This is a genomic window from Chryseobacterium sp. 6424, from assembly GCF_003692615.1.
Taxonomy (GTDB): Bacteria; Bacteroidota; Bacteroidia; order Flavobacteriales; family Weeksellaceae; genus Kaistella.
In genome coordinates, this window is the sequence record NZ_CP023540.1 from 277,796 (window position 1) to 297,033 (window position 19,238).

At 39.3% G+C, this 19,238-nt stretch carries 12 protein-coding genes, 1 tRNA gene and 1 pseudogene; 5 read left to right on the forward strand and 9 right to left on the reverse strand.

Features of this window, described 5'->3' with window-relative positions:
- Positions 1-44: 44 nt before the first annotated feature.
- A pseudogene (locus CO230_RS01285) lies at positions 45-734 on the reverse strand (site-specific integrase); the annotation flags it as partial.
- Between CO230_RS01285 and CO230_RS01290 the strand changes: the two are divergent.
- On the forward strand, positions 618-5,075 hold the full coding sequence (locus CO230_RS01290) for an Eco57I restriction-modification methylase domain-containing protein (protein ID WP_122026954.1): 4,458 nt from the start codon (positions 618-620) through the stop codon (positions 5,073-5,075). The pseudogene CO230_RS01285 and the gene CO230_RS01290 overlap by 117 nt on opposite strands.
- A gap of 107 nt (positions 5,076-5,182) precedes the next feature.
- On the opposite strand, the gene CO230_RS01295 is transcribed toward CO230_RS01290, so the two are convergent.
- Positions 5,183-5,253, reverse strand: a tRNA-Gln gene (locus CO230_RS01295).
- Between the two features lie 175 nt (positions 5,254-5,428).
- Between CO230_RS01295 and recA the strand changes: the two genes are divergently transcribed.
- The 3 genes from recA to CO230_RS01310 all read left to right on the forward strand — a co-directional run bounded on the left by recA (position 5,429) and on the right by CO230_RS01310 (position 9,512).
- Positions 5,429-6,430 (forward strand): recombinase RecA, encoded by a 1,002-nt coding sequence (gene recA, locus CO230_RS01300; RefSeq protein ID WP_122026955.1) that lies wholly within the window; start codon positions 5,429-5,431, stop codon positions 6,428-6,430.
- A 130-nt stretch (positions 6,431-6,560) separates the two neighbouring features.
- Positions 6,561-8,453, forward strand: a complete 1,893-nt coding sequence (gene htpG / locus CO230_RS01305) for a molecular chaperone HtpG (protein ID WP_122026956.1) — start codon at positions 6,561-6,563, stop codon at positions 8,451-8,453.
- Positions 8,454-8,537: 84 nt separating this feature from the next.
- Positions 8,538-9,512, forward strand: coding sequence for a deoxyhypusine synthase family protein (locus CO230_RS01310; RefSeq protein ID WP_122026957.1), 975 nt, complete (start codon positions 8,538-8,540; stop codon positions 9,510-9,512).
- A gap of 78 nt (positions 9,513-9,590) precedes the next feature.
- Here the strand turns inward: CO230_RS01310 and CO230_RS01315 are convergent, their stop codons facing one another.
- The 7 genes from CO230_RS01315 to CO230_RS01340 all read right to left on the reverse strand — a co-directional run bounded on the left by CO230_RS01315 (position 9,591) and on the right by CO230_RS01340 (position 18,190).
- Complete coding sequence (locus CO230_RS01315; RefSeq protein WP_122026958.1) at positions 9,591-9,974, reverse strand: GreA/GreB family elongation factor; 384 nt, start codon at positions 9,972-9,974, stop codon at positions 9,591-9,593.
- Between the two features lie 318 nt (positions 9,975-10,292).
- Positions 10,293-10,685, reverse strand: a complete 393-nt coding sequence (arfB, locus tag CO230_RS01320) for an alternative ribosome rescue aminoacyl-tRNA hydrolase ArfB (RefSeq protein ID WP_122026959.1) — start codon at positions 10,683-10,685, stop codon at positions 10,293-10,295.
- On the reverse strand, positions 10,682-11,731 hold the full coding sequence (locus CO230_RS01325; RefSeq protein ID WP_122026960.1) for an AMP-binding protein: 1,050 nt from the start codon (positions 11,729-11,731) through the stop codon (positions 10,682-10,684). The genes arfB and CO230_RS01325 overlap by 4 nt, the downstream gene beginning before the upstream one ends.
- A 1-nt stretch (position 11,732) precedes the next feature.
- Positions 11,733-13,511, reverse strand: a complete 1,779-nt coding sequence (gene argS, locus CO230_RS01330; protein WP_122026961.1) for an arginine--tRNA ligase — start codon at positions 13,509-13,511, stop codon at positions 11,733-11,735.
- A gap of 84 nt (positions 13,512-13,595) precedes the next feature.
- Positions 13,596-14,684 carry a SusD/RagB family nutrient-binding outer membrane lipoprotein gene (locus CO230_RS01335; protein ID WP_317124754.1) on the reverse strand — a complete coding sequence of 363 codons (1,089 nt, stop codon included), beginning with the start codon at positions 14,682-14,684 and terminating at the stop codon, positions 13,596-13,598.
- 23 nt (positions 14,685-14,707) lie between these two features.
- Positions 14,708-15,262, reverse strand: a complete 555-nt coding sequence (locus tag CO230_RS12575) for a SusD/RagB family nutrient-binding outer membrane lipoprotein (protein ID WP_317124755.1) — start codon at positions 15,260-15,262, stop codon at positions 14,708-14,710.
- 12 nt (positions 15,263-15,274) lie between these two features.
- Positions 15,275-18,190, reverse strand: coding sequence for a SusC/RagA family TonB-linked outer membrane protein (locus CO230_RS01340; RefSeq protein WP_122026962.1), 2,916 nt, complete (start codon positions 18,188-18,190; stop codon positions 15,275-15,277).
- Positions 18,191-18,634: 444 nt separating this feature from the next.
- Here CO230_RS01340 and CO230_RS01345 point away from each other — a divergent pair, with 444 nt between their 5' ends.
- Positions 18,635-19,228 (forward strand): ribonuclease HII, encoded by a 594-nt coding sequence (locus CO230_RS01345; RefSeq protein ID WP_122026963.1) that lies wholly within the window; start codon positions 18,635-18,637, stop codon positions 19,226-19,228.
- Positions 19,229-19,238: the final 10 nt, after the last annotated feature.

Genomic DNA, 19,238 nt, shown 5'->3' on the forward strand with positions numbered 1-19,238 from the left:
TCAATTTTTCTATAATGGTAATTGAATATGATGAAGGCTACACTTTACAGCATATTAAACTTTGCCATCGCATTTATTTTAGTTTGATCTGCAATATCAATATAGGGTTTCATCGCTGAATAATCGCTGTGACCAGTCCACTTCATCACGACCTGCGGAGGAATTCCTAAAGCCAAAGCGTTGCAGATAAAAGTTCGTCTCCCGGCGTGAGAACTCATAAGTGCGTATTTTGGGGAAACTTCATCGAATTTTTCATTACCTTTATAATAGGTTTCGCGAATAGGTTCATCAATTTCCGCCATTTCCATTAGTTCCCGTAATTATTCATTCATTTTTTGATTGCTAATCACTGGCAAAGCTTTAGATTTTTCATACACTTCATCTTTATATTTTTCAAGTATGGCTTTGCTGTGATCATTGAGTTCAATAATTAAACTATCAGAAGTTTTTACCGTTATTATTTCGATGGAATTATCTTTAATGTCGCTTCGTTTTAAATTTTCCACATCCGAATATCTCAATCCGGTAAAACATTGGAACATAAAAACATCTCTCACCCTTTCTAAATATTTTTTCTCTTTTGGAATGTCAAAATTCTTCAATTGACTTAGCTCGGGTTGAGTAAGAAAAATTATCTTTTTCTGAATAGTTTTGAGTTTCGGTTTAAAAAGCTCAAATGCTTTGTTTTCATTAAAACCTTTTTTAGTCGCCCATCTCAAAAACCACCGGAGGAACGAAAAATTTGTTTTGTTTCTGAAACTGGCAAAGTATTAATTAATGAAAATGTGATCGTTACAAATGATCTTAAAGATATTTGTAACCAGTTTAAGAGCGGGGGAACTGCCAAAGAAGGGCGCGGAATTCTTGATGAATATTACACAGACCACAAAATTGTGGATGCAGTTCGCAATTTAATATCAGATCAGTTCAAAAATAAAAAGGAAATATTTGTTTTAGAACCGAGTGTCGGGACCGGTAATTTTATCAATGCATGTGATGGATTAGCCATAAAATATCACGTAAAAGGATTTGAAATAAATCCAAACACTGCGAAAATAGCAAAGATTTTTCATCCGGAAGCAGAAATCAATCTCCGATCTTTTGAAACAGAATTTATTGACGATAATGGAAACAAAAGAAGTCCAAATGATTATATCGAGAAGTACGATTTAGTCATTGGAAATCCGCCTTATGGAGAGCACAGAGGGTTTTATAAAGGATTAGGGGAGGAAAGTAAAATCTCAAAATATGAGGATTATTTTATCAAACGTGGTCTCGATGCTTTGAAACATGAGGGTATTTTGGCAATGGTTGTTCCGTCCGGCTGGTTAAACCGTCAGAAAAAACTGAATAACGCTGAATTGTTAAGCGCTTATCGATTGCCAAGTGGTGCCTTTGCGGGTACACAAATTGGAACGGATATTATAATTCTTAAAAAGAATAGTCAATCTCCCGCTCAAAATATTTCTGATTACTTCGATAAAAACTCACAAAATATCTTAGGGGAAATTAGAGAAAAAACCAATCGCTTCGGCCGTTCGGAGTTTTACGTTCATGGCAATCTGGACGATGCAATTGGATTACTAACTAACCTTCGAAGTAAAAAAGAAACTGTCCGCATCGGCAATCTCTTCGAGGATCTAGTAATCAATGAACGTGATGTTAAGAAGATCGTTCCGCTAAAGAATATAATTCCTGGAATTCAAGATATTCGGAACAAATCTAAACTTGAGGATGAAACACTTAAAAAATCTTTTTTAGAAAAATTGGAGAAAGTCCTACTAACACTAAATACCGTCAAGTTTAAATCCCCTTCAATTGTTACACAAATTGAAAAATTCACAAAGCTAAAAGATCGAATATTTGAAAAAAACGAGAACTTTTCAAAGGAAAAATTGAAAGATCTGTCAGAGATAATTGATAAGGTGCTACAGTCGCAAAACAGTAGAAATTCTGAATATGAAATTCAATCCCAACCAATAATTAAGAAGGGCATTTTGAAATACCAATTTGTAAAGGAAGATATTATTGTTGACGCTTCCTTGCAAAATAGCTCAGATCTTACGGAGGAACAAATTGCCGCATTTAAAGCCACTTCATATGACGGTACGATTAAAAATCATTCTCGACATTTTGATTACGTGAACTACCAAGACGGGAAATATGTTCACGATTTTTATTATGCAGAAGGGAATATTTATGAGAAGTTGGATCAACTCGAAAAGGATTTTAAAGAAGACTGGGGAATTTTGGGTCTAGAAAAGAAATATTATGAAAAGCAGAAGGCACTTTTATTTAATGTGCTTCCGAAACTGAAAAGTTTAGATGAAATTTCCATCAACCCCAACCACGAATTCGTCCATCAATTTAATTTAGGATCTGTTGAAAAAGAACAGTATAATTACGAAAAAAGAGAGACTGAAACAGTTATTGTCGAATATAATCTTGCAGAAAAATTTAAAGATTTTGTGAGTGATTTACCCAGTGAGGCTTACGCCGGGTCATCTTCTTGGGAGGTTCGAAGTTTTGTGGATAATGAGACGGTTACTGGAAGCGATAAAGAAAGAAATGCACTCATTAGAGAGCGTAGAAAAGTTGCGGCTAATGATTTGTTTTCAAAATTTATAAGAGATGAATTGTCTGATGATTTAAGAGATCGATTTGTAAAGGAGTTCAACAAAAATTATAATCATATTCACGTCCCGGATTATTCAAGATTTCCGCTATTTTCGAAAATCTATCAAAACTTTAAGGGAACAGAACTGCATTTAACAGAAGTTCAAAAATCTGGTATCGGACGGCAAACCACGAAAGGTGTAGGACTTCTGGCGCATGAAGTGGGTTTTGGAAAAACATTATCGGGGATTCTTTCCTTACACGAAGCAATGCACAGAGGAAATTCAAAAAAGCCCTTGATCGTGGTTCCAAATGACAGTATCTTAAAACAGTGGGTGGAAACAATTTTTGAAACGATCCCAAATGCAAAAGTCAATGTCTTAGGTAATCTGGGCAAAGATTATGACCTTTCTAAATTTGATAATAAAGACGGTGAAATCTCGATTGTTACTTATGAAGGATTTAATAATATTGGTTTTTCACAGGAGATTACAGAGAAGCTTTCTTCAAAATTCAATTACATTTCCGCTAATGAACTCAAAAGCGTAACCAATACAGAAAGGGATTTACAAATTGAACTTCAGAAAGAAAAAGAAATTGAAGGCAAGATGAAACGCGGTAAAATCTACGATTGGGAAGATTTTGGATTTGATCACTTAACTTATGACGAAGTTCACAATGCCAATCATATTGTGGGAAAAGTAAAAATCGAAGATCGTAGGTTTTCATCAGATTTCAGGAATCAAAATCAACAGACTTCTAAATTAGGTATCAACACTTGGATGGCCGCGCAATATATTCAGGATAAACAAAACGGAAGGAATGTAACGCTACTTTCCGCAACGCCTTTTACCAATAAACCTTTAGAATATTATTCCATATTATCATTAATTGCCAACAAACGTTTGGAAGACTCCGGATATTTTAATGTGAATACATTTTTCGAAACTTTTATGGAAGCGGATAACGATATGGAAATTGATGCGAAAGGTGATGTTAAATTTAAACCAAACGTGCGAAGATTTAAAAACAATCAGTTATTCCAGCAATTGCTTTCCGAATTTATTGACATTAAAGGAGAAGAAGATAATTTGGAGTTAATTCGTCCGAATAAAATCAACAAAGAATACAAAATTGAGCAAAATGATTTGACGAAAGACCAATATGAACTATTAAATCAAAATTTCGATGATGCTGAAAAGGGAGCAATTTTAACTCATATTCTTAACGCAAGATTAATCGCATTTTCTCCCTATTTATCAATCTATTATGAAGGCGGGGAACCACCCTTAAAAGAGTTTATAGAAAACTCTCCAAAATTAAAAGAAACCATGAACCTAATCCGGCAGAATAAAAATGACCTTCCGGATTCTGGACAGATTATTTATTCTGAATTGGCAGTGGCGCAATTTCCAAAATTGAAAGAATACCTCATTAGAGAAATGGACTATGAACCACAAGAAATTGGAATAATAACTGGAGCTACAAGCAAGAAGCAACGAATTTCCATTCAAGATGATTTTAATTCTGGAAAAATTAAAGTTATTATCGGCAGTGAAGCCATTCAAGAAGGAATGAACCTCCAGGAAAATACAACCGACGTTTATTTACTTACTTTACCATACAACTTCACCTCGCTTCGACAGATTGAAGGTCGCGCCTGGAGACAAGGAAACAAAAATGATAACGTGCGTATCAACTTTATGTTAACCAACGACAGCATCGATGTTTTCATGTTGCAAAAATTGCAGGCGAAACAGGCGAGATATTTAGAAGCGATGAAAAAAGGAGCAGATGTTTTAGACATTTCGGATATCAGTACACAGGAACTTAAAACTTCGATCATCACCAATCCCGAAACAAGAGCGAAAATTGAAATTGAAATGCTGAAAAAAAAATTAGAAAGTGAGAAGAATAAATTTCTTGCAGATAGTGCTTTTGTATTGAGAAAATATGAAGATTTTACAAAGGTACAGTCCGAAGTTCATAAGGCGGAAAAGGCCTATGACCGTATTTTAGGATATTCAAAAAGCAGCGAAGACGTAAACTCAAATTATTGGCAAACCCAATTAGCATCATACCAAAAAAGTATAGATTTAGCCAAAGCGGAAGTCCATAATACGATTTTAAAATTATCTGAGAAAGGCGTGAACGTAACGGAGATAGAAAAGCAATCTCAAGCAACGGCAGAGAATATATCCAAAATAGATGAGAAATTGGACGCATTGCAACTTACGGAGATTGCTTTAATAGAGCAATATGAAGAAGAAAAAAAAGTGCGGTTGAAATTGAATGAGGATGTCGATTATGTGAAAGAGAGAAAGATTGAAAATGAAGTCCTTTTTCCGACAAGTGTTTCTGTTGACAATAAAAATTTTAGAAAGCAAATAGACAATGATCGAGCAAAAAACAATTACTTAAATACCGAACATGATTTTAGAACTGCAGCTCGAAGGTAATTGTCATAGTTTAGGTCTAAAAACTTTTAAAAGAAAAAAAATCAGGGACGTTAGTCCCTGATTTAGTCCCTAATAATCGTAAAACACTGATTAACAGTACTTGTTTGTAGACCCACAGGGATTCGAACCCCAGATGACTGAACCAAAATCAGTAGTGTTACCGCTACACCATGGGTCTGTTTGTTTTGAGTGGTGCAAATTTAATATAATTTTTTATCTCTCCAAGAATTTTTTTGAAAAAAAATACATTTTGGTCAAATTTTGGTGTTTTCGACCTCAAAATAATTTTTTAAATCCATAAAATCGTTCTTAAAGAAAGATATTAATTCGTATTTTTGAAAAAATATAGACAGATGAGCAACATAGAAGATAAGAAAAAAGCACTCTCGCTGGTGCTTGATAAGCTAGATAAAACATACGGTAAAGGTACCGTAATGACTTTGGGTGATGCCTCGGTAGATGATTCCATTGAAGTTATTCCTTCAGGTTCCCTGGGCCTTGACCTTGCGTTAGGTGTAGGCGGTTACCCAAAAGGCCGTGTAATAGAAATATACGGTCCTGAATCTTCAGGTAAAACCACCTTGACCTTACACGCCATTGCAGAAGCACAAAAAGCAGGCGGCATCGCGGCTTTCATTGATGCTGAACACGCTTTCGACCGTCATTACGCGGCTAAATTGGGGATTGATTTAGATGATCTAATCATTTCTCAGCCCGATAATGGGGAGCAGGCTCTGGAAATTGCCGATAACCTTATCCGATCCGGCGCCATCGACATCGTAGTCATCGACTCTGTGGCGGCTTTAACGCCAAAAGCAGAGATTGAAGGGGAAATGGGCGATTCCAAAATGGGACTTCATGCAAGGCTGATGTCACAGGCCTTAAGAAAACTTACAGGTACCATTTCGAAGACGAAATGTACGGTGATTTTCATTAATCAGCTTCGTGAGAAAATCGGTGTAATGTTCGGGAATCCGGAGACAACTACCGGTGGTAACGCACTGAAATTCTATGCTTCAGTGAGGATTGATATCCGTAAAGCCAGTGCGCCGATTAAAACCGGCGATGAGGCTGTGGGAAGCCGCGTAAAAGTAAAGATCGTTAAAAATAAAGTAGCGCCACCATTTAAAATGGCCGAATTCGATATTATGTATGGCGAAGGTGTATCTAAAGTTGGCGAAATCCTGGATATGGCTGTAGAAACAGGCGTGGTGAAAAAGAGCGGCTCTTGGTTTAGCTATGAAGATACCAAACTTGGTCAAGGCAGAGACGCGGTTAGGGATATGTTGAAAGACAATCCGGAACTTGCCGAAGAACTGGAGGCTAAGATTAAAGAAACAGTGCAGACTAAATAGATTAAAATTAGATAAATAGTTGAGGACAGCAGCAATGCTGTCTTTTTTGTGGCTTAAAATGTCAAAATGTCATGATACGTCACTTGGTACCCAATTTGAAAAATGAGAGGTAAATAAAATCTTAAAAATTATGACTAAAGGAAATATCAATGTTTCAGTGGAGAACATTTTCCCGCTGATTAAAAAGTTTCTTTACAGTGACCATGAAATATTCCTGCGGGAACTGATCTCTAACGCGACCGATGCCACACTTAAGTTAAAGCATCTAAGTAACATTGGCGAGGCTGGCGTAGTGTATGGAAGTCCACAGATTGAAGTGAAAATCGATAAAGAGAACAAAAAACTCCACATCATCGATCAGGGTATCGGGATGACCGCGCAGGAGGTAGAAAAATACATCAACCAGGTAGCCTTCTCTGGCGCTGAAGAATTCCTTGAGAAATACAAAGATACCGCAAAAGATGCCGGCATCATCGGGCATTTCGGACTTGGCTTCTATTCCGCATTCATGGTGGCGGAAAAAGTAGAAATCCTTACGAAATCCTATAAAGAGGAGCCCGCAGTCCGTTGGATCTGTGATGGCAGCCCCGAATTTACCTTAGAAGAAGCGCCGGAAAAAACGGAACGCGGAACCGAGATCATTCTGCACATCGCGGAAGACTCCACCGAGTTTTTAGAAGAAGCCCGGATTCGTGAACTTCTTTTGAAGTACAACAAATTCATGCCTGTCCCGATTAAATTTGGTACCAAAACTGAAACTTTACCTTTGCCCGAAGACGCGGCTGAAGATGCTAAACCGGAAACAAAAACGGTTGATAATATCATCAATAACCCTACACCGGCATGGACGAAAGCGCCATCAGAACTTAAAGATGAAGATTATCTGAGCTTTTATCGCGAGCTTTATCCGATGCAGTTCGAGGATCCGCTGTTCCATATTCATCTGAATGTAGATTATCCGTTCAACCTTACCGGGATTCTCTTCTTCCCGAAATTGGGTAACAATCTAAACATCGAGAAAGATAAGATTCAGCTGTATCAAAACCAGGTTTTTGTCACCGATGAAGTAAAAGGTATCGTACCGGATTTCCTGATGTTGTTGAGAGGTGTTATTGATTCCCCGGATATTCCGCTGAATGTTTCCCGTTCTTACCTCCAGGCTGATGGCGCAGTGAAGAAAATATCATCGTACATCACCAAGAAAGTAGGTGATAAGATGGCCTCGCTGATTAACGAAAACCGCGAGGATTTCGAAAAGAAATGGAACGATATCAAAATCGTGATCGAATACGGAATGATCTCTGAAGAAAAATTCTATGAAAAATCCGACAAGTTTGCGCTGTATCCCAATGTTGAAGGCAAATATTTCCTTTGGAATGAACTTGAAGAAAAAATAAAAGCCAACCAAACCGATAAAAACGGCAATGTGGTGATTTTGTACGCGAATAACGAGCACGACCAGCACAGTTACATCCAAGCCGCCAAAGATAAAGGTTATGAAGTATTGCTGCTGGACTCCCCGATTGTTCCGCATCTGATCCAGAAACTGGAGACTTCTAAAGAGAAAATTCAGTTTGCCCGTGTAGATGCCGATCACATCAATAACCTGATAAAGAAAGATGAGCCCGTTATCTCAAAACTAAATGACGAACAGAAAGAAACACTGAAGAAAACAGTGGAAGAAGGTATCAACGATACAAAATTCACCGTTCAGGTAGAAGATCTGGACAGTTCTGATGCGCCTTTCATCATCACCCAACCCGAATTTATGCGTCGAATGAAAGATATGCAGGCGACCGGTGGTGGCGGCATGTTTGCGATGGGCGGTTTTCCCGAAATGTATAACCTAGTAGTGAATACCAACAGTAATCTGGCGGAAAAGTTATTAAGCACACCAGACCAGGAACAGAAGTCAACCCAGATCAAACACGCGCTGGATCTGGCCAAGCTTTCACAAAACCTGCTGAAAGGCAAAGAGCTGACAGATTTTATTAAAAGAAGCTATCAGGATCTTGCAAAATAATAGTGAGCGTTGTTAGGGCTTTAAGCCCTAACAACGCTTTTAAGCCTACATTTAAAATTGCTATCTTTGTATAAATTAAAAATTATGAGCAAACCGATTTCAGAATTTATTGAAAAATATTACCTTCATTTCAATGCTGCCGCATTGGTAGATGCATCAAAAGCGTATGTGGCTCATCTGAAAGAGGGTGGCAAAATGATGATTACGCTGGCGGGTGCCATGTCTACGGCAGAATTAGGGAAAATTCTGGCTGAGATGATCCGTCAGGACAAAGTGCAGTTCATTTCATGTACTGGGGCAAACCTTGAAGAAGATTTAATGAATTTGGTAGCGCATTCGCATTATGAAAGAGTACCAAATTACCGCGATTTGACTCCCGAAGAAGAGTGGGGATTACTTGAAAAAGGACTTAACAGGGTGACAGATACCTGTATCCCGGAAGAAGAAGCTTTCCGAAGACTACAGAAACATATATATGAAATCTGGAAAGACGCTGATAACAAAGGTGAACGCTATTTCCCACACGAATATATGTACAAAATGCTGCTTTCCGGCGTGCTGGAGCAGTACTATGAAATCCCTAAAGAAAACTCGTGGATGTTGGCCGCGGCTGAGAAAAATTTACCGATCGTCGTTCCGGGCTGGGAAGATTCCACTATGGGGAATATCTTTGCAAGTTACTGTATCAAAGGTGACTTGAAGCCTTCTACCATGAAATCGGGTATTGAATATATGACCTATCTGGCTGATTGGTATCCTAAAAATTCAGGTGGTAAAGGTGTTGGTTTCTTCCAGATTGGTGGCGGTATCGCGGGTGACTTTCCGATTTGTGTGGTGCCGATGCTGTACCAGGATCTCGAGATGCATGACATCCCATTCTGGTCATATTTCTGTCAGATCTCAGATTCTACGACTTCTTACGGATCATACTCCGGAGCGGTACCGAACGAAAAAATCACTTGGGGCAAACTCGACATCAAGACGCCTAAATTTATCGTAGAAAGTGATGCTACCATCTGTGCACCGCTAATGTTCTCTTATATCTTAGAGAATTCCTAAAAATACAGAGATTTAGAAAAGAAAAAGTACAACCAGCCGGTTGTACTTTTTTTGTATTAATTAATGATGCCGTAGTTATTAATTCTGTGACCACGGCTCCACCTGAAGGATCTCTATTTTACGCTCGCCTTCAGCAAAAGGCCATTCAATCACATCCCCGACTTTGTAACCTAACGTCGCAAGCGCCATATCAGAAAGGATGGAATATTTGTTTTTCTTCGGTTTGGCTTCGGCAATTCCCACGAAAATATATTCTTCCTCCTTGTTTTCGGTATGGTCTTTAATTTTTACTTTACAGTCCACGGTCACCACATCTTCAGGCAGTTCGCGGCGGCGTACCTGTATCGCGTTCCGGAGTTCAGTGGTCAGCCTTTCCTCTTCAGCTGGGGAAACTTTTTTCCTTCTTAAATGATCTTTTATTGCGTCGTAAATTCCTGTTGTTAAAATGATTTGATTAGACATTTTTCCTGAATGTTTTAAAGAAATGAGGTGTTTAGAATACAGTCCAATATGGCTGGCGTCAAATGATGCAGCTGAAAAAAACACGAAAATTGATAGAAGTAGGTAAGAGGTTCCCGCCTTGGACCTGGCGGGCTTATTAAATAAAGTCTTTGGAACTTTTCAGGAAAGAATCGGTATGCAGATAACGCAAGGCTTGTAAAAGTCTTGATATAAGGTTCTCGTCTAAAAAAATAGATCGGCTCATCGTTATCGTACAGGTTTTATACAAATTTAAAGAATATAAATCTGAAAAACAAGTTTTTACAAAAGATTAATAAATCAGAATCTAAACTTCCGATTATCTTTTTTCTCTGAACGCTGCTTTTTAGCTTGCAGACGTTTTTCGATTTGCCCTTTGCTCGGCTTTGTAGGTTTGCGCTTTTTTGGCTGTAATAATGATTTGTTGACGAGCTCTAGAATTTTTTCAGTTGCCGCTTTCTTATTCTGGATTTGAGTCCGGGCTTCGGAAACAGTCAGTTGAAGTACACCTTCCTGGTTTACTCTGTTCGATAGTTTGGCGGTGATGAGGTTTTTTTCATCCTCCTGAAACAAGGCGCTTTGGGCAATTTTCCACATCACGGTGACAGAAGTTTCCACCTTGTTGACATTTTGCCCGCCTGCGCCGCTGCTGCGCGATGTTTTGTATGAAAGCTCCTTGCTGAAATCTCTCATGGCCTATCCTGTACGAGTTGGGTAAGATCCCGGCGGTTGATTTTCCCGTTCGCCAACCGTGGAAATGTTTTGAAGAAATAAATTTCCTTCGGAACATGATTTCTGGAATGTTTTTCTGCGATTTTCGTCTTCAAATCATCTATTTCCTCCTTTAATGCTAGGTTTTCTTCCGCTTCGATAGTCATTACAAGTTTTTCACCGAGCATCTCATCGGGTTGTGCCGTGAAAACCACCTCATATGCCAGATGCTGTTTCGCAAAGTCTTCCAAAACCTCCGGATGTATCTTCAATCCACCAGAATTGATGACATTATCTTGCCTACCTATGAAAACAAACGTACCGTCATCATTCAGTTCAACGATATCATTAGTTTGTAAAATATCAGCGTTCATTTGCGGGGCGTCGATCTTCAGGCAGTTGCGGACGTCGGTACTTAAGCCAATGTCTTCGAATGCTTTAAAATGATTTTCCCTCACCGGAAATATTTCTTTCAGCGCAATGTGCGATAGCGTTTCGGACATGCCGTATGTTTCATAAATCTTCACTTTTGTACTGGGAGAAAGTGTATCATGAATTTTTCGCTGAAGCTGTTGTGACACCTGTGCGCCGCCGATAATCAACTTTTGAAGCAAGTGCAAGCGATCCAACGAGTTCTCAACCTGTAATGGGGACATGGCACAGAAATCTACCGCTTGCGTAAGCTCCTTGAGCGGGCGCGATGAAGGCGTGAAAACCGAAAGTTTTAGTTTTCGTTCTATCGCCCTTACAATCATCATTTTACCGGAAATATAAGCCACGGGCAAGCACAGTAAAGCTGTATCACCTTCATTTAATTTTAGGAAATCACAAGTCATCCGCGCCGAATGGCGCATCTTTCCTTTTTCAACATCAAATATTTTTGGGATACCTGTAGAACCTGAGGTCTGCACCGGCACTATAACCGATGCGTTATGCCAATCCTTCAAAAAAGAAATCACCTCCTCCTCAAACGGTGTTTGTGGAGAAAGTGTATTTATATTAAATGGTATGCTGAAATCAAGCCACATATTACATACGGTCTACGGTACCTATGCCCAGCAGCTTAAGCCCTTTTTTGATGGTTTTAGCGGTAAGGTGCGAAAGCTCCAGCCGGAACTGGCGGGCATTGGCATCCTCATGCGACAGCACCGGATTGTTTTGGTAGAAGGAATTGTAAGATTTGACGAGGTCGTACACATAATTGGCCACCAAAGCAGGTGAAAAAGTATCCGCGGCGCGGCTCACGACTTCTTTAAAGTTGACCAGATTCATGATAAGGTCTTTTTCCGAAGCGTTAAGTGTATAGGCGTCCACCTTTTGCTGGCTGTATTCTGCCTTGTGAAGCAGCGACTGAATCCTGGCGTAAGTGTATTGAATGAAAGGTCCGGTGTTGCCGTTAAACTCAATACTGTCCTTTGGGTTGAATAGCATTTTCTTACGCGGATCCACCTTCAGCATGAAATATTTCAGTGCGCCAATGCCTACAGTTTCGTAAGACGTTTCTTTCTCTTCAATGGTGAGGTTCTCGAGTTTGCCGAGTTCTTCCGCTTTTTCTTTGGCGGTGTTGTACATTTCCTGCATCAGGTCGTCAGCATCAACCACGGTGCCTTCCCGGGACTTCATTTTACCTTCGGGCAACTCTACCATGCCATAGGACAGGTGATAAAGGTTTTCGGCCCAGTCGTAGCCGAGTTTTTTCAGGATTTTAAAGAGAACGTCGAAATGGTAATCCTGTTCGTTGCCTACGGTATAGATCATTTTCTGGATGTCGTTATCACGGAAGCGTTGTACAGCAGTTCCCAAATCCTGTGTCATGTACACTGAAGTTCCGTCTGAACGTAAAAGAAGTTTATGATCGAGCCCTTCATCGGAGAGGTCGCACCATACGGAGCCGTCTTCTTTACGATAAAGTACGCCACGCAGCAAACCATCTTGTATGATGTCTTTACCCAAGATATAAGTCTGACTTTCATATTGTACCTGATCGAAATCTACGCCAAGGCGGTCATAGGTTTTCTGGAAACCATCATACACCCATGAGTTCATTTCCTGCCATAGATTGCGTACTTTTTCATCATTTTTTTCCCAGTTCAGCAGCATCTGCTGTGCTTCCTTCATAATAGAGGCCTCTTTTTTAGCCTCTTCTTCAGTTTTTCCCTGTACTACAAGAGCGGCAACTTCTTCTTTGTAGCATTTATCAAAGGCTACGTAATAGTTGCCAACCAGTTTATCACCCTTAAGGTTGGCCGAAGTCGGGTTGGCGCCGTTACCAAATTTTTCCCACGCCAGCATGGATTTGCAGATGTGTATGCCACGGTCGTTGATGATTTGGGTTTTGATCACGTTATAGCCATCTGCCTTCAGGATTTCTGCTACGGAATAACCGAGGAGGTTGTTGCGGATATGGCCCAGGTGAAGAGGTTTGTTGGTGTTTGGTGAAGAATATTCGATCATCACCGTCTGGTGCTTCTCGTCAGTTTCATCAAAGTTTTCTTTGGCAGAATAAAAGTTGTTCAGAAAGAAATCGTTTCTGATGGTGAGATTTAGGAAGCCGTTCACCACATTGAAGCTCTGTACGAAATCGGTTTGGGTAGAAAGTGCGTCGCCGAGTTCCGTGGCTACATAATCCGGACTTTTCTTTACGATTTTTACGAGTGGAAAAGTGACTACGCTAAAATCTCCTTCGAAGCCGCTCCTGTTTTGCTGCACCTCGAGTTTGAGATTATGTTTATGGTTTAGATCATCGATCTGAAAGACATTCTGGATAACTTCGTCGATCTTGTTTTCAATAATATTTTTGATATTCATAGTTTATCATTTTTCCAAAACAAATATACGGAAATAAAAAAACCACCTGTGAGGGTGGTTTGAAATTAAATAGTGTTTGAGTGGTTAGTTTTTATCCCAGATAAGTTTCTTGTCCATTTTATCGCCACCAAGAGCTTGAACGGCCGCCTGATAGTTGCTTGGATTAAGAGTCTGAGGCTGGGTTGGATAATACAGTCTTGCGGGTATATCGGTCAGTCCTGGTACTAATGAATTAAAAGTATAGGAAGTGTACGTAACGCCACCAGTTGTATATGGAACGTTCAGTGCGTGAGATTCACCGACTTTGAGAAGCGTGCTAGGATATCCTGTTCTTCTGTATTCGTTCCATGCTTCTTGTGGTTGCATGTATAGTGCGATATACTTTTGATTCAAAACATTCGCCTGATTAGCAGCGGGAAGCGCGTTAACAAAGGCTGTTACTTTGGCGGCATCCTCGCCTTGTAGTGGATTAGTTTTAATAGGGTCATCGTTGTACCATTTTTCGATCGAAGCACGAACGCCTTTTCTGTACCATGTATCATCCCATCCATTTACTTCTGATAAAAGGAAACATACTTCAGAGTATTCCATCAACATTTCAGTATAGTCCGCACGAAGGACTTTATAGCTGAAGAAAGACGAAGTTGCTCTTTGCGAAGCAGTCCAGCCATTGGCAGGCATACCATATGGCATGCCGCCATAATAACTAAGTGTATCGCTTTCTACATATTTTTTATCTCTTACAGCAGAAATTGGCAACGTTTTGTATTTTGGCTCTGTTTTATCATCAAGCCACTTGTCATTAAATTGCTTGTAAGGAGCTGCGTATTTCTGTAAGCGTGGATCAACGCCGAAGTTTCCTCTTTCTCCTTTCAAAAGTTCGATAAAGGTATTTGCAACGCTGAAGTCAGTTCTGTTATCCACAAAGTGCGCTGACCACATTGGCGAAGGGTTTGTCGCATTGTTTTCATAGGTGAGGCCTACGTTATCAGAATTTGACTGCATTACGCCTCCAGCTATTGCTTCTGTAATATGCGTTTCTGCACCCGGAATGGTTCCTTTAACACGGTTAGCTATTCTGAGTCGCAAAGAGTTAGCAAACTTTTTCAATTTGTCTGGAGAACCGAAAAGCAAATCGCCTTGTGTGAAAACTGGTTTGTCCGACTCAATCATCGCGGCAGCTTCCTTCAGTTCCTTTAAAAGATCAGCATATATTTTTGCTGTGGTGCAAACTTGGGTGTGACATTAGTAATGTCCAGCGCCTGAAAATCAGCATCTTTATTGCCATAGGAATAGTATGGTACATCTCCGAACCTATCAACAAGGTTAGAGAATACATACGCTAACATCACACGAGATGCCGCAATTTGATTCTTGTTAGATCCATAGGCAGACATCTGCACTTTATATTTAGGGTCCTCATTCAAGTCTATAATGTTTTTATAATCTTGAGCCGTTAAATAAAATGTGTTCCAAAATGCATCACCACTCGTTAATCTGTACTGAAACTTATCTTCTTCTGTGTAGTTACGCTGTGCCGAGTACTGCATCCACGGTAAAGCTACTCTTCCTGACGGAAATCCTCCTCTAGTTCCATCCATTAATTCTTTATTGGCGCTGTTGAAAAGTCCGTACGTTAAAGAGATTTCGGGACTATTTGGACTTGTATTTATTTCTTCAAAATCCTGTCTGCAACTTTGGGTAGACAATACCAAAGTTGCAGTACAAATTGCAAAAAATATCTTTTTCATGTTTTCTAGTAATTAAAATTTAACTTGCATATTTACACCGTAAGTACGAGTGGATGGAAGTGAGCCTCCCTCGATACCTTGTATGTTACCACTACCATATGATGCCATTTCAGGATCCATTCCTTTCCAATCAAGACCCCAAGCAAAAAGATTTCTAGCAAAGGCACCAATACTTATACCTTTAAGCGGACCAACAACTGAATTTGGAAGGTCGTAGGTTAAGGTGATATCTCTTAATTTTACATAACTAGCATCAAAAACATTTTGGGCATCTACTGTGTTATAAAATCCTTTAGCATAAGTTTCGCCACTGATGTTTTTTGTATTTGGTTGTCCATTTGCTAAGACACCTTGTAGTGTTATTCCATTTTCTCTAATACCGTTTGCCGCTGATTCTTCAATCATACCTGAATACATTCCCCACATATGAGATGTAGAAAAGTATTTGCCACCTTTTTGTATGTCTATCAAGAATGATAGATTCAGATTTTGATAACGCAGGGTGTTACGGAATCCCATGTTATAATCAGGAATTACCGATCCAAGAGATTTAATTTGGGAAGGAACATATAAACCATTTGCACCAATGATTTTATTACCATTTGCATCATATGTGTAATCCGTACCCCAAATCTGACCAAATGTCTCTCCTACCGTAGCATATAATTTTGCACGGAATGGAGCTACTGTAATTTCATAATTTTGCACATCCTCATACAGTTCTAAAAGTTTATTATCATTCTTTGCAAAATTCCAAGTTAAGTTCCATTCAAATTTCTCATTTTTAATTGGTGTTACGAAAACTGTAGCTTCTATACCTTTATTTTGCATTTTACCACCATTGATGAGTTTAAATGCATATCCTGTACTTGGATCTACTGCTAATGGTGTAATAAGATCATCAGTAACTGCATCATAATATGTCACATCAAATCCAAATCTGTTTTTCAGAAAGCGCATCTCCAAACCTGCTTCTTTTGTTGTTTTAGTTTCAGGCTTTAAGAATGGGTCATTAAATGTATTTGGGTTCGAGTATCTTGGATTTCCTTGGAATGTAGTTCGCACATCCGGATAAGTTACTAAACGATAAGGATCAGTATCATTTCCTGCTTTAGCCCATCCTGCACGAATTTTCCCGAATGATAGCCAGTCTGCATTTAGTATGGAAGAGAATACAAAACTACCAGTTACTGAAGGATAAAATACAGGATCTTTAGTGGTTGTAAACCAGTCATTTCGACCGGTTGCCTCTACAAAAAGCATATCACGATATCCTAATGAAAGTAATCCAAATACGCTGTTTGTCCTTCTCCAAGACTCAAAATTTGACGCACGAGGCTGTTCAACGCTGTTTGCTAAGCTATAATAATTCGGTTGAACAAGTCCTCCCACGGTTGTACCAGAAATACTATTATATCTTGCATTACGACGAGAAGCGCCAACAAAGGCATTGACACTGAAGTCCTCTAAAAATCTTGTGTCAAAATGAATCCGTCCTTCATAAGTGAAATCTGATAATGTACGAGATATATCCGAAAAAGATGATTGTGCTTGTGAACCGACAGCTACTCTGTCTGTAATTCTCAAGTTATACATGTCACCATAAACCTTACCGACAGCGTATATTTTATCAGTAATGTTATACGTCATTCCAACATTCCCAAAAAAGCGATGTCTTTTATCAGTTGCAATATTTTCATATACGATCCAATAAGGATTATCGGAATACAGAGGAGTGCCATCATCGTAACTCGTCCTGTTCCAGCTCCGTTGATTGCCATTTGCTAATTTATAATCACGCAATTTAACCATATCAAGCTGTCGTTGTCCCCACTGAAAGAATTTCTGTCCAACTGAGTTATCTCCATACCCCTGCTCTGGTCTATTGTATCCTTCCGTTAAAACATAATTAAATCCACCATCAACTTTTAACTTATCTGTTAAAGTAGAATTCATGTTAATTCCGAAGTTATTTTTAGTCAATTCAGAATTTGGAACAATTCCTTCTGTCTTATTGTTGGAAAACGAAAGCCGTACATTTGTATTGCCCATTGACTTCGCTACAGAAAATGAATTTGAATATGTAATTCCTGTTCTAAAAAACTTATCAACGTCATTCTCAGGAGCAACCCATGGTATAGGTTTTAAATAATCATTAGCGAACTCAGGATCGAAAGCGTTCCATGGTAAATACATTAAATTTGGGTCATATTTCGGACCCCAGCTTTCATCAGTAGCATAATCGGCAATATTGTACGTAACTCCATCGATAGTTGCAGTATCGAATGTGTCTGATGCACCTCCTCCGTAAAGTCTTTGTAGGTTTGGGTAGATGTATATTGATTCCATTGATATACCTGTTTTGAAGGTCATATCAGTTTTGCCTCTTTTAGCTGATTTTGTAGTATAAAGAATTACGCCATTGCCTCCTCGGTTGCCATACAAGGCAGCAGCCGGTCCTCCTTTTAAAACAGTAACGCTTTCGATATCATCAGGATTAATATCAGCTGTTGCATCACCAAAGTCGCGTCCTCCTGCTCCTCTTTGAGTGCCCGTCGAGTTATAGTTGCCATTGTCAAGCGGAACGCCATCTACAACAATGAGTGGTCTGTTATCTCCTGTTACAGAACCAGCGCCTCGAATCAGAATACGGGAGGAGCCTCCCAAAGAAGACGGAGCAGTAACCTGTACCCCCGCCACATTGCCTGACAGGGCACTAAGGGCATTTTGTTGATTTGCTCTGGAGATTACGTCGCCACTTACTTCTTGCGCAGCATAACCAATTGCCTTCTTTTCTCTTCTAATACCCAAGGCAGTCACTACCACACCTTCGATATCCTGCGTTCTGGCGGTATCAACCTGCGCATTTACCAAAGCAAATGATGAGGTAAGAACTACTGCTAAAACGCTTGTTGTTAGTTTCTTCATATCAAATTAAATTTTTCATTGTCACAAATGTGCAAAACTTTTATAAACTGAACAAACATTTTGTTAAATAAATCTTAATAATGTACTAAACCCGCTAATGAAGCGGGTTTATGGCAATGAAAGGATGAAATATGTAGAATTATCATAATTTATGGTGTTTTTATGATAATTATCATGTCAAATTTAAAAAAGTGATGAATTGCAGTGTATTTTAAATAAATTATTTTATCAAATATGCAATAAAACTATGGGATTGCTATTGATATGCGTATTAAAATTAGCTTCATTTTGAAAACACTTTAAGGGCTCAGAAATCTTACGCTAATATCAACTGCAACACAATCGCCGGAATCTGCAAGATTTGTATTCATTAAGGCAAAAACTTACGGATATAAATATTTGTATTTTTGCGCCAAATAAATCAAGAGTTCATAGCTGAAATATATGGAACTGAAAAGAAAATGGACGGATATTTACCTGGAAGCGGGGTGCGACGAAGTCGGACGCGGTTGTCTCTCGGGGCCAGTGGTGGCGGCTGCCGTAATACTGGGTGACCATTTTATGCAGCATTTGGTGGATGACTCTAAGAAATTGACGTGTAAAACACGGACATACCTTGATGATTATATCAAAGACCATGTGCAGGACTATGCCGTGGCCGAACTCCCGCCCTCACATATTGATGAGCATAATATCTTGAATGCCAGCATACATGTGATGCACAAAGCACTGGACCAGCTTAGGACACGCCCCGAACTTATCCTGGTAGATGGCAACCGGTTTCATCCTTACAATTTTATCCCACACCAATGCATTGTTAAAGGAGACTCCAAGGTGCTTTCAATTGCGGCCGCCTCTATTTTAGCAAAAAATTACAGAGATCAGTTAATGATCAAACTTCATGACGAATTTCCGCATTATGGCTGGAAGACCAATATGGGCTACGCCACTAAAGAACACCGCGAAGCACTCAACAGATTTGGCCCCTGCGAACATCACCGCAAATCTTTCCGGTTAAGTTACATCGAAGAATATTGATGCTTTTATC

Excerpts from the sequence above, each read along its gene's own strand:
- recA (WP_122026955.1), top strand. The coding sequence starts at position 5,429 with ATGAGCAACATAGAAGATAAGAAAAAAGCACTCTCGCTGGTGCTTGAT.
- htpG (WP_122026956.1), top strand. The coding sequence starts at position 6,561 with ATGACTAAAGGAAATATCAATGTTTCAGTGGAGAACATTTTCCCGCTG.
- CO230_RS01310 (WP_122026957.1), top strand. The coding sequence starts at position 8,538 with ATGAGCAAACCGATTTCAGAATTTATTGAAAAATATTACCTTCATTTC.
- CO230_RS01315 (WP_122026958.1), bottom strand. The coding sequence starts at position 9,974 with ATGTCTAATCAAATCATTTTAACAACAGGAATTTACGACGCAATAAAA.
- arfB (WP_122026959.1), bottom strand. The coding sequence starts at position 10,685 with ATGAGAGATTTCAGCAAGGAGCTTTCATACAAAACATCGCGCAGCAGC.
- CO230_RS01325 (WP_122026960.1), bottom strand. The coding sequence starts at position 11,731 with ATGTGGCTTGATTTCAGCATACCATTTAATATAAATACACTTTCTCCA.
- argS (WP_122026961.1), bottom strand. The coding sequence starts at position 13,511 with ATGAATATCAAAAATATTATTGAAAACAAGATCGACGAAGTTATCCAG.
- CO230_RS01335 (WP_317124754.1), bottom strand. The coding sequence starts at position 14,684 with ATGATTGAGTCGGACAAACCAGTTTTCACACAAGGCGATTTGCTTTTC.
- CO230_RS12575 (WP_317124755.1), bottom strand. The coding sequence starts at position 15,262 with ATGAAAAAGATATTTTTTGCAATTTGTACTGCAACTTTGGTATTGTCT.
- CO230_RS01340 (WP_122026962.1), bottom strand. The coding sequence starts at position 18,190 with ATGAAGAAACTAACAACAAGCGTTTTAGCAGTAGTTCTTACCTCATCA.
- CO230_RS01345 (WP_122026963.1), top strand. The coding sequence starts at position 18,635 with ATGGAACTGAAAAGAAAATGGACGGATATTTACCTGGAAGCGGGGTGC.